The sequence below is a fragment of the Chroococcidiopsis sp. genome, from assembly GCF_051657925.1.
Classification (GTDB): Bacteria; Cyanobacteriota; Cyanobacteriia; order Cyanobacteriales; family Chroococcidiopsidaceae; genus Chroococcidiopsis.
The window spans coordinates 12,797-38,604 of the sequence record NZ_JBOFLP010000006.1 but is presented as its reverse complement, the minus strand read 5'-3'; the positions used below and the strand labels follow the sequence as shown (position 1 = coordinate 38,604).

Here is a 25,808-nt window from a genome sequence, read left to right as displayed (position 1 = left end):
CATCTATTCTACCGTAATTTTCATTACACTTGCTTGACATTAATCCCGTCAATATGGTATGGCATTATTGTTACTAAATTTATTGGTATAACTCTGGAATTTGTGGGGCGCTAAGCAATCCTGCATAGTGTTGGTACATCACCTGAGTTGAGTGACCTGATAATGCTGAGACTTCAATAGGAGCCATACCGCTCTGGAGGCAATGGGTCACAAATGTTGCGCGTGCTTTGGAGGCAGGACGGTAGGGTATATCTAACGCCTGTAGAGTTGGTTTCCATACCCGAAGCCTGAAGTTGTTTAACATGATGGGTCTGCCTCTTTCCGTAGTAAACAGCAGGTCTTCAGGTCTAGCACCAATAGGCTTCATCCCCAGCAGCAATTCACGTAGACCCGGGTTGAGGGTGATGATACGCGCCTGATTTGTTTTTGTTGGTTTTCGCCCATCCAATGCTGTCACCGCCTCACCAATCCAAATCGTTGAGCAGTCTTCGCTGACGTGCTTCCACAAAAGTGCTATGACTTCACCAAGCCTACAACCAGTACCAAACAAAAATAGGACAAATCCCCAATAGTGAGGAAATGTCCGTTCAATCTCACCTAGAATAGCCTGTACCTCTTGTTGTGTAAAAACCTTAGCCCTCATCTTGGGAGGCACTTTCACAGCTTCTACAGCGGCTTTCCAGGAGTTATTTGGTAGTTCCGCCCAGTCCCAGCAAGCAGCTAGTAGAATCAGCCGTTGCTTGAGGGATATTGGCGCGTACTTACTTTTTATTGAGCTAACAAATAGCGCGACATCATGCTGGCTTAGGGCTGAGGCTGGAAGCTTCCCAATGTCACTAAAGACGATGTGTTTGAGCAGTGCTGAGTACCTTTGCAGGCTGGATTTGTAAAGAATTTCTCGCTTGTAGGCTAGAAAGCTTTCAAACAAGTCTTCTACTGTCTTTGACGGTGTTTTGATGCGACTAAAGGGAGCAGCGTTGATAGGTGGTGGCACGTCTACCCCACCACCAGCGCTGACTTTGTATTTCCTGAAGGTAGGGTCAAAGTTGCCTGCTAGCAAATCCAACTCTACCCGCTTGGCTACTACCTGCGCCTCTTTCCTACCCTCATCACAATCTCTCAAACCTGGATGAAACGTGTGCTGCTTGCCTCTATGTCTGAACCTAAGCCGCAAGCTAAAGCCAGCGACTTCAACGTGTACCTGCGTAACCTTCCTTCTCCTTCCCACTTGAGTACGCTCCAACTGAGTATGAGTGAGAGGATATTGGTGTCAAAGTCTTGCTGTGTTTAGCCTCTAGTGGTTTCAACCAAGCAGAGTTATTAGCGCGGAGTTTTTGTCAGATGACGGGGCTAAAATTGCGATCGCAAGGACTGGAGCGCACGCGCCAAACTGTACGCCAGTTTGAATTACCTGGAAACGAGCGAGAGCAAAATTTAGCTGGAGCCTTTCACCTCGGGTCGGATTTTCGTCACCGTCGCCCTGTACGTCCAGTTTTGATCTTAGATGATATCTATACAACTGGTGCAACAGCTCGCTCAGCCGCTCAGACTTTGCGTCAAGAGGGGATTCAAGTTTTTGGAGTCGTGGCGATCGCTGCTACGTTGAAAGGAAAGGGCTAAAAATAACAAATCTTATTTGCCCAAAATTTTCACTATACCAATACCACCAAAGTAGAGCGCCAGCACCGCACCCGCGAGCAGAGATTGAGTCATCGGATCGGTAGAGGGTGTTAATACTGCCCCCAAGACTACCGCACCTAGAAAGACAAAGCGCCATCCCGACAGCATTTTGGCAGAAGATACAATACCCAATATGCCGAGTAAGGCTTGGATAATCGGAATCTGAAAAGCCAAACCGATGCTGAACATGAATAGCAAGACAAATTCAAAGTAGCGATCGATCGACCATAGTTGTTCTACTACATCTGCTCCGTAGCTGATAAAGAAATTTAAGGCAGCTGGAATCAGTACCAGGTAAGCAAAGGCTAATCCGGCTCCAAACAGCACGGTAGAACCTAAAACGATTGGTGCAATTAAGCGGCGTTCGCGGCGTGTCAATCCTGGTAAAACAAACTGGACGATCTGATACAGGATGAATGGACTGGCTACCAGTAAACCGCTGTAGCCTGCGACTTTGATCGAAACAAAAAAGTATTCGCCTGGAGCCAGTTGTAGAAACTTAACTCCCTGTGCTGGCACTTCTAATAATCTGACAATCGGTTTGACGGCTATGAAACAGCCAATAACCCCTACGACTACAGCAATTAGGGCATAGAAAATCCGCTGCCGCAACTCCTCTAGATGCTCGAACAGGGACATTTCCACTTCGTCAGGCAGTTCGTTCAGATAAGAATCTTGCTGTTGAACCGCTGGCTCGATGTCGTTATTTACATCTGCCTGAGATGCAGTGTCAACTTCAGAGGGTGGTATCATTACTCAAGCCATTTCCATATCTGATGAATATTGTATCTGTTGTGTGAGAGGTAGTGGGTAATTGGTGGTTGGTAGTTGCTCCCTCAGCCCCCTCAGCCACCTCAGCTGGGCGACTCTCTCTTCTCCGACTCCCGTACGGGCGGGTTTCTAAACCCGCCCCTACCGACTCCCGACTCCCCCTCTACAGTTGCTTGAACCATCGATCTAATTGCTGCTTCAATTCGTTGCCAGCCTGTCGGTGAAGTTAGATCTATGCCAAGGAAGGATGAGTGTATGCGCGATCGCAATGTTAAATAGACGATTCCCGCAATTAAAACTGCGCCGATCGCTGGAAGATCGCGATTTTGGGATGTAGGGTAGTTTTGCCTTAAATAATCTAAACAGGCGATCGCTGTTTGTTCTCTGATTTGTGCTAGTTCCTCCGTTAACTCGTTTCCTTCTAAAAGCTCCCAACGTAAGATTTCTTGCGTAATTGGACGCTCTTGTAAGTCTTGTGACAGTTGCAACAGCATTCTTACCATTTCTTCGTCCCAGGAATCTGCTGCTACGCCATTATCGATCAGTTCTTCGGCATTAATCCAATAATCTCCTTTTTTACCAAATGCCCGCAGTAGCTCTGGCAAGCTGCCAAAATATCGGTAAATTAACACTTTATCGACTTGTGCTTCGCGGGCGATCGCATTGATGCCTAATTGTCTAAACCCTGATGCTGCTAGTAATTTGCCCACTGCTGCTAGAATTCTAGCTTTTGTCTCCTCTTTATCCCGCGTCATCGAAAAATCGTACTATTGTCACTGCCTGGTGACTATGATACCTTGTCACTATGTGGTGACTTAAGTGAATTTTGGTCGCGCAAAGGCGAGGACACTTCCGTGCGGGGGTTTCCCCCGTTGAGGAGCGACTGCGTTGTGGGGGTTCTCCCCATTGAAGCATGTCGCGTGAAAGTGTCCGTAGCAGAGGCGCAAAGTGTTTTTCGTAGAATAGGCGTGAAGTATAAGAGAAATGAAGAAGATTTGTTTAGATTTAGAGATTTACACCTATCAGATCGATTTTGTCGGTCATGTGAATAATTCTGTTTATCAGCAGTGGATGGAAATCGGACGAACTAAGTTGTTAGAAGCGGTAGGAATGCCAATTCACGCGATCGCAGAACGCGGTTTTGTGCCTATCTTAGTTCAAACAAATATTACTTACAAAAATCCTCTCTATTTAGGCGATCGCGTGCGCTTAGAGTTATGGCTTTCTGAACTCAGAGCTGCATCTGCCATACTAGGTTTTCGCTTTTTTAATGGTGATAATACGTTGGTAGCAGAAGCACAGCAAAAAGGACTATTCATCGATCGAGAAACTAAGCGTCCGCGTCGATTGCAAACGGAGGAACGAGAATTATTTAGTTCTTATGTAGTTTCTGATTTTAGCGCTAATTCTAATCGAGAAACAGCAAGAGTTTAGCTCTATTTATCTTCTGGCAAAACCTTGACTTCTGCACTAGTTTGAGTTAAGTTGCCAGCACTGTCTCTAGCAGCATAGGTAATCGTATAAATTCTCAGTTGTCCGTTTTTAGATTTTGCTCTGAGAAAAATCCGTCCATCTGAATTAATCTCAATGTCTTCTGAGATTAAGCGATCGCCTCTAACAATTTGTCCGTCGTTGGTTGTAATTGAGCTGATGCTATGTGATGGATTCGGATCGATATTATCGCTCACCTGGGCGTTGATTTTTATTTCTACTAGGCGATCGTCTGCTGGTTTAAGAATAAGAGGTTCTACGCTAAAATTAATTTTTGGTGATTCCCGATCTGGGATAAATCCTTCAAATTGAGCCGCTGTAAAGTTGGGAATAGGAAGATCGTCATCTGTATTTAAAGACCTACCACCACCGTACGCGATAAAACCTTGAATAATGTAGGGAGGGAGAAGTTTTTTATCGCCTATGGCTGCACCATTAAATCTGAGTTTCAGTTGCGAGTCTCCAGCAGCAAACGCACCTTCTCCCCCTGATATATCAATTACTGTACGATCTTTTGTTGCTAGTGAAGCACTCCACCTATAATCACCTCTATAGAGAAAGTTTACAGGTATCGTAATATCTAGATAATCAAATTTACCGTTATTATTAATATCTATTCCTACAGGTTTAGCACTACCATTTAATAGAATTGCTTCCCGTTGGAACTGTGCTATTTTGTAAGCTTTAGTTTCACCTAAATTAGTAGCTCGATCTTTGAGAGCGTAGGCATCTCATTCTAAAAATACCTCACTCACCTGGTAAGGAGCATCAACTTTTAAATATTTTTTGATATCTTCGGTATCAAATTCAATTTCAGGACTGACATTACCAATTGGTAACTTAACTCTGGTATTCTGAAAGAATGTTTCGCCATTGCTAGCCTTGAGAGTCACTCTAATAAAGTATTCTCCAGCTTCTAAAACGCGAATAGCAGGGGATACGATCATGCGAGCGAATAATCCATCACCGTTAGTATCGATACCGCGATCGCTAAACGCTTTTAAGAACCTAGCAGTTCTGCGAATAACTGTGAAATCTGTAGAAACGTGGCGCTGAAATAAATTGCCTTTTGAAGTTTTCCCTTCTACATTCCCACTTACCTGAAACTCTCCAGGTTCCCTAGCTTTGAAAGATGCGGTAAATATACCATCATTAGCAGCGCGATCGCCGTTTAAGCCATCATCACGGAATTTAACAGGTTGCTTTTGTAACGTTCGATCTCCCGGACTTTGAATTAAAGTACTAATTGCAATTTGTTTGATTGGATATCTATCTTCTAAGGCTGCTAGTTCTAATTTAATATTGCTATTTAACCAATTTTCTTCTCTCGCACCTTGTATACCAGCAAAAATAGAACTATCTGTTAATAAGGTAAATATAATATTTTGTTGTATATCAATAGGAACTCTTTTGTGAATGATATATTTCCATTTTCCAGGCTGAGGTTTAGAGAATTTAAATATTTGTAATCCTGATGAATCTGGAGAAAATATCAAAAAAATATTTTGGAATTTTGCACTAGTTTGAGTGCGTTGAGAAAAGCGATCGCCGCTAGGAGAAATCAATTCAACTTCAATATTTTTCGAGAGATTGCCAAAAATTAAATTTATCTCGTTTGCATCGTCTATAATTACACTACCCTCAATTCGCTCGGTTGAAGCTTTCAAAATATAATTTTTCTGCTCTTGCTCTTGCATTCTACGAAAATCGATAAGTTGATACGGATTTTCAGTTTGTGCGCTAGCAGGCAAAGAGGTTATTACAGTAGATAAAGCTAGTAACATCCCGATAAATTGAGCTTGCTTTTTCGTAACTTTATTCATGTTAAAATTAGCCTAGATTTGCGATCGCCTAGAGCAAATTTATCCTTGAGTCTATTTTCATTCCAACAGTGATTTCACCAGATTTCTGCCTGGTGTAAAGTAAATAGCTTTTTTCAAAAGGATTTAGCAGGCTCTCCTCACCAATACCTTTCGGTTAAGACTCACTCCACCCAACCCCCCGATGAATTGGAAGGTATTATTCCCCCCTTTTTAAGGGGGCTAGGGGGGATCTACTTACTTGCTACATCAATTGACATTGAGGGATGTACATCAGAATATCTAGCAACTAATCGAGAAACTTGTGGGTTGTATAATCGCAGATAATTCCAATAATTCCCGAATACTTGACGCACATATCCTTGCGTTTCTCCAAAAGGAATTGATTCGACAAATTCATCAGGATCTTGAGTATTGAAACGCTTTAACCATTTTTCTACGTTGCTCCAACCCGCATTGTAACTCGCGATCGCCAACAATGAATAATTATCAAACCGATTGTGGGTGTAATCCATATACCAGGTTCCTAGTTGAATATTGTCCTGGGGATTTTCTAAATTGTAAGTAGGTACGTTAATCTTTTCTGCTATATATTGAGCTGTACTAGGCATGACTTGCATTAATCCTACTGCTCCAGCTACGGAACGAATTTTCGGTTCAAAACGTGATTCTTGACGAATTAAAGCCGTAACTAAAAGCGGATTGAGCTGATGTTGTTGCGCCCAGGCTTGAATTAATGGTAGGTAAGGAAAAGGATAACGCGCTTGCCAATAGCCTAGCTGTTTACTCAAATTTTGATACTCTGCTTTTTCTAGGGGAATATCTCTATCTTCTAGAGTAGAAATCTCATTAATTCCAATTAAATTTTCTCCCTTAGCTAAATGCATCAAGCCATTAGTAAATTGTTCGGCTACAGTTGGCTGTTCGGGATTGCTATATTCAACTTGCCATAATGCTAAAGCCTCAGCATCTTGTCCTAATTGATAGAGTTCTTTTAAAGCAGGAGAACCAGCAGGCGGGAGAACACGTTGAGACGATAAAAATTCGGGATTTATCTGACGCACGGTTGTAAAGCTACCAACATCTAAACCTAAAAGTGTAGCCGATCGCCACGCATAATAAGATTGAGGAAACTTACTCAAAACAGACTCAAAAGCAGTTTTGGCATTTTCGCTTTTACCTAATTTCTGCGCCCATTTTCCTACCCAAAAACCCGCTCTGGGTGCAAGAATACTTTCGGAGTTCCGTAGGGGAATAACTTCCGCCCATCTCGTTGCTGCTTGATAATTTTTTTTAGCAGCTTTGTCCTGTGCAACTCGCCAGCGATATTCGGCGGCGGCTTCTGAATCGCCATATTTATCTAATAAGAATTGTCGGACTTTGGCAGCAGATTGTTTGCTATTCAGGTTGTCGAGTAAATTCGCTTTTGCTACTAGTGCTTCCCCTGCTTGTTTGGGAAAATGATTGACAATTCGCTCCAAATAAGCCATCGCTTCTGCTGGTTTGGATATCCGCGCTAATCGCATCAGCGCCATTCCAGATTCTTCTGCGTTGGGATAAGCAGCTACTAGTTGTTTGTAAACAGAAATAGCTTCTGTTTGTTTGGTACTCAATTGCAATCCTCTGCCCCAGCGATAAACGTTGCGGGGGGTACGAGGCGATTTGGCGTAGGCGACAGCAGCTTTACCATATTCCCGATTCTCCCAGTAAGCTTGGGCGACTGTTTGCCAATGTTGGGGTTTGAGTTGCGCCGCCGACTGACTGACTAAGCGATCTAAAACAGGGACGATCTCCGGCTTCTGGTAGTCAGATTGCGCCAAAAGTAACTGCAATCGCGGCTGCTGGGGATTTTGTTGCAGTAGCAAACGGGCAATTTCTAAACTGCGGGGATGGCTGGGAAATAAGGCGATCGCTTCTTGCCAATATTGCGGTTCGTTTTTTCCTAGTACGAACAAGGCTTCTGCTGCTACCGGACTTTTAGAATGGCGCTGGAGTAAGTCTTGCCAAGCGGCTTGAGTTCTTACCTTATCTCCCATCAAAGAATACGCTTGGGCGCGTTTGAGGGCGATATGAGCAGCTAGTTCGGGATAATCTTTTTCTAAATCTTGCAAAACCGCGATCGCTTTGTCCCCTTGCCGTTGTATGATAAAGTCGCTCGCTAGAAGGTAACGGGCGCGGCTGCGATCGCGAGAGTTAGATTGTTGGGCGATCGCTTGTAATTGTGCTGCTCTTTGGCTGGGAGAAACAGAAACTAGGGATAAAACTCCCGATTTTGGAATATCTAAGCCGTTTTTTCCTTGCGGTTTCAGCAGAGCAATTCCGTTTTCTCGATAGTTATTGTAGTTGGCAACTATTAGCGGTACGCCCAGTAGAGCAATAAATAAGCATACCCCAGCGGCAAAAGCATAAGATCGTCGCTGCAACATAAAGATTAAGTTTAGTTAACCTGAACTTTAGATTAAATCTCTGCCAATCTAGCATTCCCAATTGGCAACTGGCTGCTGCGATCGCTTTTAATTTTTTCTCTAGTTTGATGTCATGTCTTGCACTTGGGCGATGAAAAATCGCAGCTAAACAGACAAAACCTGCCTGCGCGGGTTTAAAACCCTTAATTTTTCATGAGTCCGCACAGGCGAACTTTGATTGTGTAGTCAAGCCAGTGCGTTGCGGAAGACAGTTGCGTGCGGGAGGAACCCCCGTTGTAGCAACTGGTGTGCGAATTCTATTCGCCCAAGCTTGGCTGTGTAACGCGGAGATAGAATCAGCGTTGGCATCAATTACAACTTGACTAAAACCCCAGGTTCTTTTTGGATCGGAACCACATTTAATATATCGGTCTGAGAGCAGTATTTCAGATCTTCGTGACAGTCTAGGCGTAATAATCGCCTACCGTGGCTGGCTTGGTGCATTAGCTCTAATAACTTATCTTGCCATTGGGTAAATAGTGCGATCGCGTCGATAACTTCATCGTTACCTGCTATTTCTTCGATTGGCAAGCTAGTCTTCTCCCATAAACTCTGAGCGATTGCCCCCGCACAAACTGTATCCTCTAATGAAAAACTGCCTTCCCAACCCGAACCCACAATCCATAGTGTTTCTGGTTGTTTTTCTAACACGTACTTTACTACTGCTGCCCGATTGATCAAAGCTGCTGCCATTACAGTTGGAGCATTCTCGATCTTTTGTAGGGCGCGAGTCCCATTTGTTGTACTAATAAATAATCGTCTACCTTCAACTTTTTCTGGGGTGCAGTCGAGGGGAGAATTGCCCATGTCAAAGCCTGCAACTTTTCCCCCGCCTCGTTCTCCTGCCCGCAGCCGTTTTTCTGGCGACCATTTATCGCTGACGTGCATGAGTTGTTCTAGATCGCTAAATACTTGAACGGCTTCGCCACCAGCGGCTAAAACAGTTGCTATGGTAGACGTGGCTCTGAGTACGTCTACGGCGATCGCACAATCTGGGTTACAGTCTCCAGGTACTAATTCTGGAGTGTGATAGACGTATAGCTTCACGGGGGAGCGCCCTATAATTTTAAATTTAATTCAAACTTCCGCAATCTTACCAAAGATTGTTTAACAATTATCTTTGATTTTGGTGCTTGCTAAGTTTGAATGAGAAGGGCGATCGCGAACGGTTTATGCTGCACAAGTACTATTTCTAGCTTTTCCTTTCAATTGCAATATGTGGTGTCTTTTGTACTATTCAGAAATTCAAATACATACGATTATAAATTTCTATAGATCGAGCGAACTTAAGATAGTTTCATGCAGCATGTCTCTAGAAGGATGCCACAGATATTCTTTGAGATTGATTTTTCCGGCTGAGTTGAATTTTACTCCTTCTTGCTCTAGCAACGATTTTTGCAAGTAGTCTGCACCATGTCGCAGAGGTGAATAGGAGATTTCGCCTTTGGCATTAATCACTCGCTGCCAGGGAATATCGGAGTTTTTATCTACGCGATAAAGAGCATAGCCGACTAGACGAGCTTTACCATAGAGATTTGCTAAGTCTGCTATTTGTCCATAGGTGGCTACTTTTCCTCTAGGAATTTGGCGCACTATATTGTAGATGGTATTGTAGGTAGACACTAATAGCAATCCGTGATGAGCGTCATTGGTAATTGGTAATTGGTAGTTGGTAGTTGCTCTCTCCCCCAGCAACCCTGCGCTTTCTCAGCTCCGCGACTCTCTCTTTTCCCCTGATCTCCAACCACTAGCCACTAGCCACCAGTCACTGTTTCATCGTGGAAATACGTCAATAATTTGATTCAGGTTCATGGCGTAAAATTCATCGCGGTGTGTTATCCCTGCTAATTCCCACAAAAATACGCCTTTTGCTCCCAATTGAAAAGCCTGTTCTGCCCAGTTTCGATAAATTGGAATTCGTTCTTTTTGTAATACAGTAGCTGGGAGAGGAGAACGATCTGTCTCTGACTGACAGCGACACCAGCCCATTTCTCCTAAATACCAAGGTTTATTACCAAATACAGTAGCGCGAGATTTAATCCATTCTTCTCCCATTTTTACGTAACTTTCGGGAGTCTGGGGGCGATCTGGTTGTAGTAAATAATCCCAACCACGGCGATCGCGGAATTGTCTACCACACTCGTTAGGTTTGTTAAATTCTACTGCTTCATGGGTATACATATGGATGCTTCCCATTGTCAAAGTACTATTTGGCGCAAACAGATTAGTTTTTAGATCGATTCCTTCATAATACTGGCTTTCGTTTTTGAGATAATTTAATTGCAAGTTTATAGGAGAATTCAACCAACCCTCTTCACCTGTAGTAATATTAACTTTTGGCAAACTCCTTTTCACAAAACTAGCTTGGCGATTTAACCACTGAGCCACTATTTGATGAGAATACAAATTGTTTTCAATCTTTTGATTCTCCATACTGTAGCGATTCTTACCCCGTGGTTCGTTCATAATATCGATAATTGCTACTTGAGAATATTTTCGACAAACTTGAAGTACGGGTTTAATGTGAGTTTGAAATAATTTTTCAATTGCTGGACTTGTATAAAAATCAAGGCTATATTTCAAATAATATTCTTCATCTTTGCGGTTGCAATAAGCGTCAAACCATTCTTCTCGATCGATTTTGCTTACCCATTCTAAATATCTAAGAATACCACCGTACTCGATCCAATAGTTAGCCAAAACAGGCACGAGATAAAATTCCATTTCGGCTAATGACTGCATCATCGCGTCTAAAACCTCTAGCACTCGACGATCCATTTGTTGAGCCGTCGTCCACAGCATGGCATCAAAATGAAACGGTCGATTGACTCCCTTTTTTACAGTTTGTCTTTTGTCTGAGGGATAGTTATTACCAGCAAGAAACCGAATTGCATTAATTTTACTGCGATCGCGTAATCGAGCTAATCCCAATTCGTCTTGCAGGTATTTACGGATAGTTTGACGTAGATTAGCTTGAGGATTTTCCTTTGCTTTCCGATAGCTTTCTGTCAAGAGATAGAAAGCATTAATTCCATAGAAAGGTTCGGAAACTGCACTGTTAGCAGGCAGTAAATGAGTGGCGATCGCTCCCATCGCTGCATACGATCCAGCTTGAATTAATTGCCTTCTAGTTAGATTCATAGGAAAGTCAAAAGCTAAAAGTTAAAATAAACTGAATTAGAGTATCATGTTCGCTAGCTTAATTTCATAAGCGTTTGCTCCACCAGACTTAATTTAACTGTTTGCTGCATCAATACGATAAAGTTTTGACTTTTGACTTTCAACTTTTGACTTTCTTCACGGTGATTTTGGTTCTGTAGGGGGCGCAGGGGGCGCAGGTGTTTCTGATTCTGCCTTTTTCCCAGCTCCGAATGTATACCAAATTTGAGCTTCAAAACTGCCACCAAATTCAGTTAGGTTTTTAAAACCACCTACAGACAAAGTTAAATTGTCATTCGCACCCCAACGCATCTGTCCGCCGATTTTGGAAAAATCTTCGTTATCTGATTCTCGCAAGCGATAAATCCCGTAAAATTGCGTTGCGAGGGCGAACCGACGCAATATATCGACGCTGAGTTCTCCAGTGAGACGCAACTCATCGCTAGACGAGCCGAAATAATCGCGATAGCCGACTTCTACAGTTCCATAACCAAAACGCTGTTTGCCAACTTGAAAACCTCGGCTGACGGGTAAACTCACTTCTACGCCAACATCTTGATTCCCCGCACCGGAGGGATCGTCGTCAGCATCGTAACCTAAAGGTAGGATGATATTAGCTTGTAAGGCTGTTGCCCAGTAGGGATCGCGGTTGAAGCGCCAGCGAATACCAGTTTCTTGAGGTGCAAAGCCTGAATTTTCATCTCCGCCTCTGTCGTCATTTTTCGACCAAGCAAAGGGTGATTTGAAAATAAAGGTCAAATTGTCTTGTAAACCATGTTCTAGATAAAACTGAATTTCTTGTTTGTGAAAAGTGTCGGTATCGAAATTGCTATAGCTGAGGGAAGTGAAGTTGAAGTTTTTTGGTTGAGTAAATCCCCCTGCTAAACTTGGCAATGTGTCTGCGATCGCCCATACTCCGCTGAGTAACACTGTAGCGATCGCTCCTTTGAGGTGCTTTACCCTAAAGCCCATTCTCCCTCCTGTATGACTCCTTTAAAAGTCTTTGCGGCATCTAGGGCATTATAGGGATTATTCTTGTACAAACCGTAGTGCATTAAAGAAAACTTATCTAGTCCCATGTCAGAAACCGTTTTTAACCAACTCGGTTGTGCCATGATCGCAAAGTCTCGCGTCACCGTATCGGCACGACCCCCATTGGGATGAAATTCTTTGATTGAAGGCTCGTAGTGCGACACCATCAAGGATTTGCGGTATTTGGAAAAAATTTCGCAACACTGGCGAATTTGTTCGGGGTTGCCTGGGTCGGGGCGCTGAATTTCTGGGTTAAATTCCCCTGCTGGTCTGGGTCGCATCGATTGAAAAGCAATACCATCCATTTGCTGCATCATCTGGGCAAAAGGGGGAATCATGCTTCTACCGCTACCCCGAGCGGGAAAATCAAACGTCACAATCCATCCACCCCAACTAGGGGCTACCCAAGCACTAGGCAACTGACGCTTAATAACTGCCCTCGCCTGCAAAAGATTTTGCATCAGTTTTTGGTAGTATTTCTCGGTTTGGGCGTTATACGTATCTGCGGGTACGCGCCAGTAGGAAAATTCAGTTGCTAGCGTCCAGTAGGTTTGTCTGCCTTTAGGATTGGCTTTGCGAATGTATCCAGCCAATTCTTCCAAGTCTTCTAAATATTGCTGGGAAATGTGATAGTCTCCCGTAGGTAGTTTAGTATCATCTTCCCAGGTAATGACTTGCAAGCTGTAACCAGCAGAAAACCAAGCTGATAGCAACCCTTGACGATGCCAAATTCGCCAGAAACTCAAATCGCCTTGTTTCCCATTAACACAGTTGAGCCACCCAGTGAGAAAATCAGGCGACCAAGCTTGAACTAATTCTCGCACGGCGGGGTTTGCTTTAATCTCTCCTATGAGTTGAGCCGGATCTGCTCCAACACCAAGATGCCAACGGGTAGCGTTGCCCGCTTGCAATACTGGCTCTTTGCCAGCAAAACGGCGATCGCAAAATGTTAGCAGCATCGAAGTGGCAAACAAACCTTGCAAATATTGACGACGAGAATAGCGGTTCATGGTGGGCTAAGGCGTTGCAGAAGCTTATAGTGTGGGTTGCCAAATACCTCTTGAAAACCTGGCAGTGTGGTTTCAGTCAGTTGAGGCCAATAAGATAAAATCCGGTCTTGCTCGCTACCGCGAGTCTGCGCCCCTGGAATCAAAATATAATCTGTCAGCAAATCTGGCTGTTGTAGAGCCAAGAAAAACTCGTTTTGATAAGGCAAAATAAAGTAGCTAGCATCATTGAGCATGTAAATAACTGGAAAGTTAACTGCATCGTCAAGCAATACCTTTTGACCTGGTAAAAGTTTTTCGTACAACACCTGAGCAATTTGCCTTTGTGCCTGTTTTTGTTGCAGCCATTGTTGTACTGGAATTGTGGTCAAATGTTCTTGACGAAAGATCTGTCGCCAAAAAATAGCTTCTTCTGGTATGACCCGATCTTGTTGTAAGAAAGACACACCGATCGCTAAATTGGCAGCTAAAGCTGCTGTCAGCAAGGAACGCTGCCAGAATTGAGTTGGGGTTTGGAGTTGGACGATCGCTGGTAGAATTCCTAAAAAAACTCCAAAGCGGCTGACTTCTGCCATAAAGGTTCCCTGGAAAAATCCAGCTACTAAAAGCATGACTGGCAATAGTAAAATTGCTGTAAATAACAGCTTTTGTTTCGATTTCCAGATCGTCCAACCCGCGATCGCTAAATATACAGGCACGACTTGTACCAGCCAAGCGAAGCTCTGCCACCAACTATTCAAAAAATCTTCTTGTTGCAAGAAGATTTTAGTTTCTGCCAATCTCATCCCGCTGTAATGGCTGTTGAGAAAATAGTAGGCATCTCCAGTAAACATCCAGTTCATATACAACCACGTCGCAATCAGGACGAGGCTCATGAATAGGGTGACTAAAATTGCCGTTACTTTAAAATCCCAAGCTTCGGTAGGAAATAACAGCAAAACGATTAAGGCGATTGCGGGTAAAATTAGCCAAGCTTCGTAACGCAGTAGCATTAGGGGCGCTAATCCCAGTCCTAACAGAACTAAGAGTAAGGTAGTCGGTAGCGATGGTATTTCTTGCCCTTTCGCCAACATCCATAGCACTGCCATCAGCAGCATCAAGAAAATCGTCACGGCAACCCAAACTGGACTTCGCAGTAGCATTAAGCTAAAAGCGGGGTTCAAGACAATTAAGACAGTCCAAACGCTACGCCAAATCGAAGGAACGGCAATATTGCCCATCTGCCAGACAATTAACCCGACTGCGATCGCCCCTAGCAAGGCTTGCAAGGTAATCGCCGAGCCAACAATCAACGTGGAATAGACCAGTAACGGCGGGAAAATGGACACGATCGCCCGATATCGGGGTTCAGCTCCATTGAGGGCTTGCAGTGCTTTTGCTCCCAGAAACTCTGTGTCGTAGTTAGAAAAGCCACTCATATCTAGCCAAGCCAAAATCAGACCCAGCCCGATTAGAGCGATTGCCCCTGCACTTAGCCCTTTCAAAAGATTAGGCATGTCGGAATTGACCAAAGATAGTTCATTTATTTACGTTAATCGGTCGCGGCTATCTCGCGTCCAATTCATTTGACCGTGCTAATGAAACTATTGTTCTTGTTGCCACTCGTGCAGCAAGCGGAGAGCAGGGAGATACAATCGGAGCGGGCTTCTACCTACCTTGAATTCCCAGCTATCAGATTGGAAATTCTGGTGGCAGGACTCAGACCTTCCCTTCTCATGATTTCTCTGTTCGTGCAGGAGGCAGCAGGATCGATCCATCTGCTATTGACTTGCCACCTACTTTTTTCTCGATATACTCGATCTAACTGTTGCCATTTGCTCCAGCTTGCATGTATTAAGTAGTTATGTTTTTTCATATGCTGCACGTTCATGCATATACTCTACGTATATATGGACTCAGGCAAAGCTTCTAACTAGAAATACGACATAATTGGTTGCCCATAGCTTTGAGTCACTGTTTTTATTTATACCATAACCCGAGTAGTTATTTATACTTTATTGAGCGAATATTTGTAGCTTGATATAGGCTAAAGGTGAAGCGGTCGCTCGGTCTTAAAACTTGAAAACTGGAAACAAAATCGGAACTATAATTGTCAGTGATGTTTTTACAATCAACCAATTAAAAGTTATATAGCAAGCTACCTTGTTATCTCAATCTATGTTGCCTGTTAGATTTTGACAAGCAGGAGTCAGGAGTCAGAAGAATTAATTGAAAACTTTGTTAGGCAAACCCACAGATAGACAAACCCACATTTATGCAGACCCATAGCCTACGCTCAGACTATTATGCGTACCCTATCGTACAGATTCAAGGAAGGCGATCGCTCGGTCGAGGCAAACGCAGTGAGATTGTTATATTTGGGTAGTTGCTTTGACTGCCTATTTATTATTTAATAGCTGAATTGCTTGTTAATCGGTTGCAAACTCATATTATAAGCCACTTGTCCAACTTATTAGAATTATTTTTATATAACTTTATGTCGATTGAGACAAGCCATTATGAGTAGTGTTTCTTAACTGGTAAAACATACAAAAAATCAACAGGCGATCGTGCCAACCGATCGAAAATTAGCGAAAATTAAAAATTTTGTGAGAGATTGTGCGACCGATAGGAGAAAAGTCTTGAATAGGAAAAATAGCCGCACTGCGATCGAATTAGGGCTAAGCGCGATCGCGCCTTTGTGCTTGTGTATGGGATTTGCTCCTGCCGTGCTAGCCCAATCAGCAGAAGTCATTTCCCTCAAAACGCTCGGTTATAATCGTTCAATCGTCCTGAGCGGAGTAAATCCAGAAGTTGAAATTAGCGTTCCCGCGCCCAGAGGTGGACTTGACCCTAGTAAGAGTTTCATGGAGCTAAAGCTGGAACCCTCATCGGTACTCAATGAGAATTCTTCCGTACGGTTGCTCGTCTATGGCGAACCGATGAAGGTCGTTTCTGTCAAATCGCTGCTAGCAAATCCGGTTGTCAAACTACCCATACCGTCTCTGCCTGCGGGAGAATCGTATATTAATGTATCGATCCAGCCCTATTTATTCATCACCAACGATACTCGCCGAGACATACCTACAGGTAACTTATTTTTAAAAGTCAATAAAGATAGTTTTTTCCAAATTACGCCACAGTATACCGATCGTAGTATTGATGGCTTCTTCAAGTCTTTCTACAAACAAATCGATCTCGTCGTTCCCAACCAGCTGAATCGCGATCGCGCCGAAGTTGCCTTGTGGCTGTACAGCGTCTTAGCCTACCAGTTTCGCGAATATCAAATTCCGATCTTTTGGCGTTGGGGTACAGCTCCTGCTACGCCTGGTTCAGCGCAAGTTGTGTTACACAACGACCCAAACGGTCCTGATGTCGAGCGGCGGGGTTCTGTATTGCGGGTGCGGGCAAATCCCAGAGCCGTACAGTCTCTAGCCGCAGACTTTTATCAGCCAGCTTTAGTAGGGCGGGGATTGACGCTAGAAAGCGTCGATACCTTTAGACCGAGAACCAATATCCAAAGCCGTTCGTTTCAAGAACTTGGCGTTCGCAACAGCGTCATCCGCATGTCTGCGGGAACGCAATCATTACCCCTACAATTCGACTTAGCTCAACTGGGAGGAAGACCGCAAAACCTAGATCTCGTCCTGAATGCTACCTTTACCCCTACCTACGGACAGCAGGGAGAGCGCCTCACCGCGCAAGTTTATCTTAACAATACCTTAATCCAGTCTTACAATCTTCAAGATAAGACAGTTCTGAAAACAACTTTGGCTTTGCCGACTAACCTACTACAGCGGACAAATAATCTAGAGGTGATGTTTGCCTACGCTCCTAACGAAGGAGGTGGGCAAAACAAACCTACGGGCGAAGTGATCGTTCAACTCGATCGGGAATCGTTTTTGAGTTGGAGTGGCTACCAGGGTCCGACGGGGACTTTAAGCGATTTGCCCCATGTGTTTTTGCAACCGGGACAGTTAGTTATCGATACTTCTAGACCCTCATTACTAGCCGCAACAGCTTATATGTTGGGAGCGATTAGTCGCTTGGGGCAGCAACCAGTGTTTCCTCAACTGGTAGATGCGGCATCAGTTCAAGATTGGTCGAATTTACCCAAAGATCAACTCGACCGACCCCCAACATGGAGACTCATGGCGATCGCGCCTCAAACTCACGCTCTCCCAGCACCAGTAAGGCTGAATGAAGGCACGTTTGAAATTTTCAACCCCGTCAATCAAAAGCTGTTACTACAAGCTCAACCTACAGATCCGTTTGGAATTCTCCAATATTTTAACTATCAAAATACACCGACCCTGTGGTTGAGTTGGTGGGGGCTAGAGCCAGCGATGGCGGAACAGTTAGGACAAGCTTTGGGCGACCCGCGCACTTTGTTAGCCAGCCAGTTAGATGGTAACGTCGTCACCGCCACCGACTCGCGACGAGTTCAAATTTGGGATTTGGGCGATCGCACTCTGCAAGTTAACTATCCAGGGGCGAGAAGCTGGCAAATTTTCTGGCAGCGTTACGTCAACCCTTTAATTGTAGTCGGTTTGATCTTGGGGGGATTCGTTGCTTGGCGAATTTATCAGCGCGTCGGGCGATCGCCCGGTGCTACAGCTACAGCCGCTAATCCAGTTGAAAAAGCTAAAAAACTATGAGGGATTTTCAACCCCAAATTGAGGCTAAACTTCTAGAGTCGGGTTGTCTGACCTCGGAACAATTACAAGAGGCGATCGATTTACAAGCAAAAATTTCTTGTTCTTTAGGTAAAGCCTTATGGAGCTTGAATTTCCTGACACAGGCAGAGTTTTTGCACCTGATCGGCACTATTAGCGGACACATCTTACTAACAGATTGGTTAGTCGTCTCTGGCAGCGTCCTAGACTTTAGCATTGCCAAAACTTTTGAGCCAGCGTACTTGCGGGAGTTAGGTTTTTTTCCCTGCGCTTGGCAAGACAGCAATACCCTGGTTGTAGCCGTAGAAGAACCGAATAATATTGCGATTAGGCAAGCAATCCGTAGTCATTGGTCGCAGGTCAACATTTATGAAGTTCTCGCCACCGAAAACCAAATTTTCAGCTTGGTATTTGAGGAAAACCTGGCTGCGGAACTACTCGACAAGGGTAGATTGACGGTAGCGCAATGGCAGGAAGCCCAAGCAATTCAACAGCGTACCGGATCGCCATTGGGAGAAATTCTGCCGCGCTTGAATTATTTGCGACCAATTGACTATGTAGAAGTCCTTTCTTTACTAACAGGTTTGAGCATTTTTTCTCGCTTAGCTGGGGCGGGAATTAGGCAAATCGACTTAAAACTCATGCAACGCTTTGACCCGCAAGTGATGATGGGCGATCGCTTCATCCCCTTGGCTTGGGTTAAGCCGCACGCCCTCATGGTTTTGGTGCAAGACCCCTTCGATCTGGTTGTAGAAGCTGCGATCTACGCTCAATTTCCCGGGGTGGAACTGGTTAAAGTGTTGGGGACGGAAAACGATATCACGCGAATGCTCGATACCTGTTATCGTCAAGAATTCAGCCGCCGTGCCATTTACCAACTCATGGCGCGATCGCCTAAAGACTCTGCGGCAAGGGTTTTTACCCCCGCTCAAATTGCTGTTGGCTATATCTTATTTGCCATAGTTTTATGGGGTTTAGCGTTTGACTGGTGGCATACGCTAGCATTTTTAATCGCCGCCTTGAATATTTTCTTTGGCGGTGCGGTGATGTTCAAATTGATTTTGAGTCTAATTGGAGCCGCCGATCGCACTCACCAAATTACTAAAGTAGAAGTGAATTCGATCGACGAGCAAACTTTGCCAACCTATACTGTTTTAGTCCCAGTTTATAACGAACCAGAGGTGACACCAATTTTAATTGATGCCCTCAGTAAACTCGACTATCCGCATGAAAAACTCGATGTTCTACTCTTGTTAGAAGAAAAGGATTTAGCCACAATTAACGCCGCCCAAGCTGCTAACCCTCCACGCTATATTCGTTTTATTTACATTCCCGATAGCCATCCAAAAACCAAGCCGAAAGCTTGTAACTACGGTCTTTCCTTTGCCAGAGGAGAATATTTAACTATTTACGATGCTGAAGATATTCCCGATCCCGACCAACTAAAAAAAGCAATTTATGCCTTTAGAAATGGTTCGCCGGATTTAGTTTGCGTCCAAGCTGCGCTCAATTACTACAACCGCGATGAAAATTTTTTAACGCGGATGTTTACCTTGGAATATTCCTATTGGTTTGACTATCTATTACCAGGATTAGAAACTTTAGGGCTACCGATCCCGCTGGGGGGAACGAGCAATCATTTTCGTACCGATCGCCTGCGAGAATTAGGCGGTTGGGACCCTTTCAACGTTACCGAAGATGCAGATTTAGGAATTCGCGCCAGCAAGCGAGGATATACGGTAGGGGTGATTAACTCCACGACTTATGAGGAAGCTAACTGCGAGTTTAAAAACTGGGTTCGGCAGCGATCGCGCTGGATTAAAGGCTACATGCAAACATGGTTAGTCCACAATCGCGCCCCACTTAAATCGCTACGGAAACTAGGCTTAAAAAGCTGGCTTGCCTACCAATTTTTAATTGGAGGCACGGTGCTGATTTTTCTAATTAGTCCGATCTTGTGGGTCTTGTTGATTTACTGGCTTGCCACCCGTGCTTATTGGTTAGAAAATTTAATTCCTGGGTGGGTTTTATATATTTCTTTATTTAATCTTAGTATTAGCAATGCTTTAGGTATATATTTGAATATGATTGCAGTATTTCGGCGACGCTACTATAAACTTTTATTGTACGCGTTGCTCAATCCTTTATATTGGCAGTTCCATTCCATAGCCGCTTATCTGGCTTTATGGCAATTGTTCGCCAAACCTTATTATTGGGAAAAAACTATTCATGGACTTAGTAAATTTACCAAAACATATTTACAATTCTCCGAGTAATCGGCTCGCCCAATCGTTACAAAAATCAGAGGAAGGCGATCGCGCTAGCGGACTATGATAAGACATAAAAAGGTTAATAAAATTAATTTAAATAAGGTTTGGAAATCGGGAGTTGGCAGTCGGGAGTCGGTAGAAAGAAGAAAGAGAGAGGATGATTCTAAATCCGCCTTACTCCCTTATCATCTAGTCCCCTTGTCTCCTTGTCCCCCTCTCTTGACGGGGATAATTGTATGTCTACTAACAATACTTTCAGGTTGTGCTTTCCAGTCGCCCGAAGTTGTTACCAACAATACGAAAACAGTAGAAGACATCACTCAAACTGCTACGTCAACCACTGCTGCTATCCCCAGAACGGTGAAGACAACTCCAGTAGATGGGCAAGTCCTCCAGCAGCTAGAAGGGCGACTTTACCAACAGTTGCAAGTGCTGATGGCGAAAGCACAAGGAGCGCGACCTGATGGCTATGTCTATACGGTAGACTTGAGCCAAATCCTTTACTATGCAGCTGGAAAAAAAGACTCTAGACTGTATCTTCCCTTGCGGGATTTTGCCACTCGTAACTTGGTGATCGATAAAAAATCAGATCCTTACACGAAAGGATTTGTGCTTTGGCGTTATCGCGATGGTGCACCTGCTGATGCATCGGGGACGACAGAAGCTTTACGCTTGGCAGAAAGTTTGTGGCTGGGTAGCCAAACGTTAGGAGATGAAACAGATCGCCAACGGGCAATGTCGATTTTGCAAGGATATACCCGTCACGCTCAAATAGACCACGATAAATGGTTAATTCGCAACTATTTTAACTTGCAAACCCGCGCCTTTGCCAATAACTCCTTTCTCGTCGGCTACGACCCAGATTTATTGAAAATTGTCGCTCAAGTGACGGGCGATCGCACGTTAAAGTCAGTGGCGCAAAAATCCTACGCCACAATTCGCGAAGCAGCAACCCCTTCAGGATTGTTGTATGACATCATTCAACCAGAAGTATTGACCCTAGTACCAGAACTCAAACAACTAGCGATTTTCTCTCCCAATGATGTCGTGAAGCTAGCTAATACTTGTACTGTAGCAGAGAGAGCCGTGGAGGAAGCGCCGGAAGTCGGACAGCGAGTCATCCGCTTTGCCTTAGCACGAATGCCCAATCTCAATACATATTATTACGGGCGCAACGGAGAACCAGTCATTCCACAAAAGGCGGAAATTCCTACATACGCTTGCTTGGTTAGATTATCAGCAAAATTGAAGGAAGAAAAAGCCATGTATGCCTTCCTCAATCCCTTTGTCAACCATGCAGAGTTTATGGCACAAAACATCAATCAGTTTAGCCTTTACACCGTAGGTGAAGCGCTATTGGCTCTCCAGTCAGTCTCTCAGTTCAACCCACCTGGAAGTCAAGATCGGCTCCAAAGTTCGAGCGTTTCTATGAGAGATAGGGTATAGGGGAGGACAAGGGAGCAACTCAATTCGCATTTCGCAATTTGTGCTTTTTCACAATGACTCCTGTACGGGTGGGTTTTGAACACAGATTTTTGGCAGTGGTTGTTAAACTCTGCGCTAAACCCGCCCCTACGACTCCCGACTCCCTGAGAACTGGTCACTGGTCACTGGTCACTGTAAACTGGTGTAAACGATTTGTAGTGTCATTAGGAAAGATCGATCGCCCGTGCGGAAAATAGTTATTGCTGGCAACTGGAAAATGTTCAAGACCCAGGCAGAATCCCAAGAGTTTTTACTAGGGTTTTTGCCGTACCTGGTGGAAACTCCTCCAGAAAGAGAAGTGGTGTTGTGCGTTCCTTTTACGGACTTAAGCATCATGTCGAAGAATATGCACGGTACGAGAGTACAGCTAGGAGCGCAAAACGTCCATTGGGAAGCGTCAGGGGCTTATACGGGTGAAATCTCTGCTCCCATGCTGCTAGAAGTTGGCGTGCGTTATGTTGTTATCGGACATAGCGAACGACGGCAATTTTTTGGCGAAACCGATGAAACGGTAAATTTACGGCTGAAAGCAGCTCAAAGTTTCGGTCTGACCCCAATTTTATGTGTAGGTGAATCGAAGCAACAACGGGATGCAGGCGAGACTGAATCCCTGATTTCTATGCAGTTGCAAAAAGATTTGGTGGATATCGACCAGCACAACTTGGTCATTGCTTACGAACCAATTTGGGCAATTGGTACGGGGGATACTTGTGAAGCCAAGGAAGCCAATCGCGTTATCGGTTTGATTCGCAGTCAGTTGAGCAATCCTGATGTCCCAATTCAATACGGTGGTTCTGTAAAACCCAATAACATCGACGAAATTATGGCACAGCCAGAAATTGACGGTGCTTTGGTAGGGGGTGCGAGTTTAGAGCCAGATGGTTTTGCGCGGATTGTCAATTACAAGTAGTGTCGTATCGTAGGGGCGGGTTTTTTGAGAATGACTGTACCATACAAACATTTTTGCGGTTAAACCCGCCCTGACCTAACGTTTGGGTTGTAATTGACCAGATGAATGTCACGCAAAGGCGCAAAGGCGCAAAGATGGGAAGGGTTTTCGCGGTTTGTAGGGGCGTTCTCAAAAATTTTTAGGTGAAAATGGTTGTCCAAAGTTCTTTGGTGATTCGCGATCGCACTTTTGAGTGGGGCAAACGTACCTACATTATGGGGGTGCTGAATGTCACGCCTGACAGTTTTAGCGATGGTGGCGAGTTTGATAACCCTAGCGCCGCTTTAGAACAAGCCCAGCGCCTCGTAGCAACGGGCGCAGACATTATCGATATTGGCGGGCAGTCAACCCGACCAGGAGCGGTAGAAGTTAATGTAGCAGAAGAATTAGAGCGGGTACTATCGGTAATGCAATTGTTGCGTCCTGCAATTTCCGTGCCGATCTCTGTAGACACGACTAGAGCGGCTGTAGCTAGGGCGGCGATCGCCTCTGGAGCAGATATAGTTAACGATATTTCTGGGGGAGTGTTTGACCCAGAAATGCTGGCTACGGTGGCAAAACTAGGCGTACCAATTGTACTTATGCACATGCGCGGTACGCCGCAAACAATGCAACAACTGACGGATTACGAGAATTTAATTCGGGAAATCTATCAGTTTCTTGAAAGTCGCGTTGCAAAGGCGATCGCCTCTGGGATCGATCCAGATCGAATTATTATCGATCCCGGAATTGGTTTTGCCAAGAAATACCATCAAAGTATTGAAATCTTGCGTCGTTTGTCAGAATTTCGCGCTCTCAATTGCCCCATATTAGTCGGAGCATCGCGTAAAAGTTTCATCGGTCATATTTTAGAGCAACCCGACCCGAAAGCACGAGTCTGGGGAACGGCAGCAGCTTGTTGCGGGGCGATCGCTAACGGTGCAGATATTGTGCGCGTCCACGATGTCAAAGAAATGCATGATGTTTGTCGTGTGGCTGATGTTTTGTTTAGGAGTGAGGAGTGAGGAGTGCCTAGTGGCTAGTGGCTGGTGGCTAGAACTGCTCCCCTGCACCTGAAGCTCTCTTCCCCGACTCCCAACTCCTGTACGGGCGGGTTTAGCAAACATTTTGACTGCTAGAACTAGACATTTCGGGTCAAAACCCGCCCCTACCGACTCCCGACTCCCGACTTTACGATTTCTCTCTCATTCCCTTCCACAAAGCTTGATACTGCTGAATTGCTTCTGGAGTTAGGGGGCGCAAAAATTCGCTCTTGTCCAGAATACGATCGTTGGGTACTAGGAGAGGGCGCAGTTCTGCTTGAATGTTGTCGGGATCGATCTGGAGGGGAATCGGTGAATTTGTCCTACCTAAGAGGAGAATTTGTCGAGCAATCTGGGGTTGCCAGCAAAAATTAATCAATTGGTATTCTAAAGCGCGATCGCTGTTTGCCTGTATCGGATTTGCCCAGAGATCTGCCCACAGTGAAGTTCCAGACTGCGGAATTATCGCCGCAATCTGACGGTGGCGTTGCATCACAGGTATGATGTCGTTTGACCAGCCTACAGCTAACCATGTATCTCCCAAAATTAATGGCTGCAAATAAGTATCCGAACTGTAAAGTTTGACCTGCGGCTGGAGGCGATTCAACTGGACGGTTAAATCTGAGACTTGGCTCGGGTTTTCCGTGTTATACGATCTGCCGAGGTATTTGAGCGTTAAGCCGATAACTTCGCGGGGATGGTTCGGTAGAGAAATGCGATCGCGCAGTTCTTCTCGCCATAAATCGCCCCAGTCTTGCGGTTTCCAGTTTAAAGACTGGAATTTATCTCGATTGTAAGCAATGACAGTATAACCCCAGCGGTAGGGAGCAGCCCAAACATTGCCTTTTGCGTCAAATTGTCCTGCTTGGTTACGCCTGACTAATTCTTGCCATCGATTCGGTAGCTGCGACCATTGAGATAGTTGTGTCGGATCTAAAGGTTGAATTAGATTTTGCCTAATTGCTGCTGCAAGCCAGTAGTCGCCCACAGTTACTAAGTTAGCAGGGTTTGGATTTTGAGGTTTAAGCCATGAAGGTAGGGGAAGTTGCGATCGCCAATCTTCCTCTATTGGCTTTTGATTGTTTTGCTGCCAAGACTGCAAGCGATCGAATAGGCTACTCAGTTGTTCCACTGAGGCGAATTCTAGACTAGCAGTCTGCTGCATCTTTGTCCGAAATTTCTGCAAGACTTGATTGGGAAGCGAACCTTTGAGTAATTGTACGCGCAGTTTGGCTCGTTCTTGGGTGTTACACCCTGCGAGTAACTGACTGAGTAATAGCGTTCCCGTACCGAATAAAAACGACCTACGATCCATTTCCTTAAGCTGGTTGCTTCCGTTCCACCCCGAAACCAACCAAATCGATAATACTAGGTGGTTCTTCTATATTGGCAGGGCGTTGGTAGGTAATGATGGTACGCAAGCGTAAATCGGGAGTGGCAATGCGCATCTGATCCACTGCTACAGAACGCTTGTAGTAGGTTGTCATTTCTAGAGTTTGGCGCGTGGGTTGGTAAGTGAAACGTCCGGCGATCGCCCCTGCTTCGGAATAGCCTTCATCTCGTAAATAAAAACCCCGAATCGTTTCTGCTGTCGAATCAACTGCGGCGGCTGTTGGTGGGGGAATTTCCTGAATTATCGTATCTGAAGTAACGCAGGTATCGGGTACGAATAAAGCTTGCAGGCTCATTGATAGAGTTTCCCCAGTTTCCGAACGAGTGTTAAAGGCAATCGCAAATCCTGGTAATGAACTATCTGCGTCAACTCTTGCTAAATCAACTTTAATTCCATTTATGGCAGAACTAGAGAGAATTTGCTGTTTTTGCGCTAATTCTAGGGTAGATACATCATATTCGGTATACGACTTTTCTACCTGCCCTGCTAGTAGATAATGATAAGTTCGTTCAATTTTCCATTTACCCACGCAAACAGTAAAAAACTCTTGAAAATTTAGCATTTTTTTCTCAGTATGATGCGTTACGTCCTCAATCTCTTCCCTTGGAT

Annotated in this window: 21 protein-coding genes; 7 read left to right on the top strand and 14 right to left on the bottom strand. The window is 44.6% G+C overall.

Going from position 1 to position 25,808, the window contains the following annotated elements; genetic code table 11:
* Positions 1-79 precede the first annotated feature (79 nt).
* Entirely contained in the window at positions 80-1,228 is a 1,149-nt protein-coding gene (locus ACRC32_RS00490) for a tyrosine-type recombinase/integrase (RefSeq protein WP_438552144.1), read from the bottom strand.
* A gap of 113 nt (positions 1,229-1,341) precedes the next feature.
* Between ACRC32_RS00490 and ACRC32_RS00485 the strand changes: the two genes are divergently transcribed.
* A complete protein-coding gene (locus ACRC32_RS00485; RefSeq protein WP_438552143.1) occupies positions 1,342-1,620 on the top strand; it encodes a ComF family protein in 279 nt (92 codons plus the stop codon).
* A 12-nt stretch (positions 1,621-1,632) separates the two neighbouring features.
* Here the strand turns inward: ACRC32_RS00485 and tatC are convergent, their stop codons facing one another.
* Both tatC and ACRC32_RS00475 read right to left on the bottom strand, forming a co-directional pair.
* Positions 1,633-2,433 carry a twin-arginine translocase subunit TatC gene (gene tatC / locus ACRC32_RS00480; RefSeq protein ID WP_438552142.1) on the bottom strand — a complete coding sequence of 267 codons (801 nt, stop codon included), beginning with the start codon at positions 2,431-2,433 and terminating at the stop codon, positions 1,633-1,635.
* A 101-nt stretch (positions 2,434-2,534) separates the two neighbouring features.
* Entirely contained in the window at positions 2,535-3,206 is a 672-nt protein-coding gene (locus ACRC32_RS00475) for a TetR/AcrR family transcriptional regulator (protein ID WP_438552141.1), read from the bottom strand.
* 229 nt (positions 3,207-3,435) lie between these two features.
* On the opposite strand from ACRC32_RS00475, the gene ACRC32_RS00470 reads away from it, so the two are divergent.
* The gene (locus ACRC32_RS00470) at positions 3,436-3,885 is read left to right on the top strand and encodes an acyl-CoA thioesterase (protein ID WP_438552140.1); all 450 of its coding nucleotides are present in this window, start codon (positions 3,436-3,438) and stop codon (positions 3,883-3,885) included.
* Positions 3,886-3,887: 2 nt separating this feature from the next.
* Here the strand turns inward: ACRC32_RS00470 and ACRC32_RS00465 are convergent, their stop codons facing one another.
* The 9 genes from ACRC32_RS00465 to ACRC32_RS00425 form a co-directional block, all read right to left on the bottom strand.
* Positions 3,888-4,139 (bottom strand): hypothetical protein, encoded by a 252-nt coding sequence (locus tag ACRC32_RS00465; protein WP_438552139.1) that lies wholly within the window; start codon positions 4,137-4,139, stop codon positions 3,888-3,890.
* Between the two features lie 534 nt (positions 4,140-4,673).
* The gene (locus ACRC32_RS00460) at positions 4,674-5,765 is read right to left on the bottom strand and encodes a choice-of-anchor X domain-containing protein (protein ID WP_438552138.1); all 1,092 of its coding nucleotides are present in this window, start codon (positions 5,763-5,765) and stop codon (positions 4,674-4,676) included.
* Positions 5,766-5,995: 230 nt separating this feature from the next.
* Positions 5,996-8,188 carry a transglycosylase SLT domain-containing protein gene (locus tag ACRC32_RS00455; RefSeq protein WP_438552137.1) on the bottom strand — a complete coding sequence of 731 codons (2,193 nt, stop codon included), beginning with the start codon at positions 8,186-8,188 and terminating at the stop codon, positions 5,996-5,998.
* A gap of 351 nt (positions 8,189-8,539) precedes the next feature.
* Entirely contained in the window at positions 8,540-9,274 is a 735-nt protein-coding gene (locus ACRC32_RS00450) for a 2-phosphosulfolactate phosphatase family protein (protein ID WP_438552136.1), read from the bottom strand.
* Between the two features lie 222 nt (positions 9,275-9,496).
* Positions 9,497-9,850, bottom strand: coding sequence for an MGMT family protein (locus tag ACRC32_RS00445; protein ID WP_438552146.1), 354 nt, complete (start codon positions 9,848-9,850; stop codon positions 9,497-9,499).
* A gap of 150 nt (positions 9,851-10,000) precedes the next feature.
* Positions 10,001-11,368, bottom strand: a complete 1,368-nt coding sequence (locus ACRC32_RS00440; protein ID WP_438552135.1) for a cellulase family glycosylhydrolase — start codon at positions 11,366-11,368, stop codon at positions 10,001-10,003.
* A 156-nt stretch (positions 11,369-11,524) separates the two neighbouring features.
* Positions 11,525-12,358 (bottom strand): hypothetical protein, encoded by an 834-nt coding sequence (locus ACRC32_RS00435; RefSeq protein WP_438552134.1) that lies wholly within the window; start codon positions 12,356-12,358, stop codon positions 11,525-11,527.
* Positions 12,343-13,428 carry a hypothetical protein gene (locus ACRC32_RS00430; protein WP_438552133.1) on the bottom strand — a complete coding sequence of 362 codons (1,086 nt, stop codon included), beginning with the start codon at positions 13,426-13,428 and terminating at the stop codon, positions 12,343-12,345. Before ACRC32_RS00430 ends, ACRC32_RS00435 begins: the two co-directional genes overlap by 16 nt.
* The gene (locus tag ACRC32_RS00425; protein WP_438552132.1) at positions 13,425-14,921 is read right to left on the bottom strand and encodes a hypothetical protein; all 1,497 of its coding nucleotides are present in this window, start codon (positions 14,919-14,921) and stop codon (positions 13,425-13,427) included. The genes ACRC32_RS00430 and ACRC32_RS00425 overlap by 4 nt, the downstream gene beginning before the upstream one ends.
* A gap of 1,125 nt (positions 14,922-16,046) precedes the next feature.
* On the opposite strand from ACRC32_RS00425, the gene ACRC32_RS00420 reads away from it, so the two are divergent.
* The 5 genes from ACRC32_RS00420 to folP all read left to right on the top strand — a co-directional run bounded on the left by ACRC32_RS00420 (position 16,047) and on the right by folP (position 23,788).
* Complete coding sequence (locus tag ACRC32_RS00420; protein WP_438552131.1) at positions 16,047-18,062, top strand: cellulose biosynthesis cyclic di-GMP-binding regulatory protein BcsB; 2,016 nt, start codon at positions 16,047-16,049, stop codon at positions 18,060-18,062.
* Entirely contained in the window at positions 18,059-20,356 is a 2,298-nt protein-coding gene (locus ACRC32_RS00415; RefSeq protein ID WP_438552130.1) for a glycosyltransferase family 2 protein, read from the top strand. The genes ACRC32_RS00420 and ACRC32_RS00415 overlap by 4 nt, the downstream gene beginning before the upstream one ends.
* Before the next feature lie 54 nt (positions 20,357-20,410).
* Complete coding sequence (locus ACRC32_RS00410; RefSeq protein ID WP_438552129.1) at positions 20,411-21,796, top strand: hypothetical protein; 1,386 nt, start codon at positions 20,411-20,413, stop codon at positions 21,794-21,796.
* A gap of 223 nt (positions 21,797-22,019) precedes the next feature.
* Entirely contained in the window at positions 22,020-22,745 is a 726-nt protein-coding gene (gene tpiA, locus ACRC32_RS00405; RefSeq protein WP_438552128.1) for a triose-phosphate isomerase, read from the top strand.
* 188 nt (positions 22,746-22,933) lie between these two features.
* On the top strand, positions 22,934-23,788 hold the full coding sequence (gene folP, locus ACRC32_RS00400; RefSeq protein WP_438552127.1) for a dihydropteroate synthase: 855 nt from the start codon (positions 22,934-22,936) through the stop codon (positions 23,786-23,788).
* 166 nt (positions 23,789-23,954) lie between these two features.
* Here folP and ACRC32_RS00395 read toward each other — a convergent pair whose 3' ends face one another.
* Positions 23,955-25,121 (bottom strand): extracellular solute-binding protein, encoded by a 1,167-nt coding sequence (locus ACRC32_RS00395; RefSeq protein ID WP_438552126.1) that lies wholly within the window; start codon positions 25,119-25,121, stop codon positions 23,955-23,957.
* Between the two features lie 4 nt (positions 25,122-25,125).
* On the bottom strand, positions 25,126-25,761 hold the full coding sequence (locus ACRC32_RS00390) for a phycobiliprotein lyase (protein ID WP_438552125.1): 636 nt from the start codon (positions 25,759-25,761) through the stop codon (positions 25,126-25,128).
* Positions 25,762-25,808: the final 47 nt, after the last annotated feature.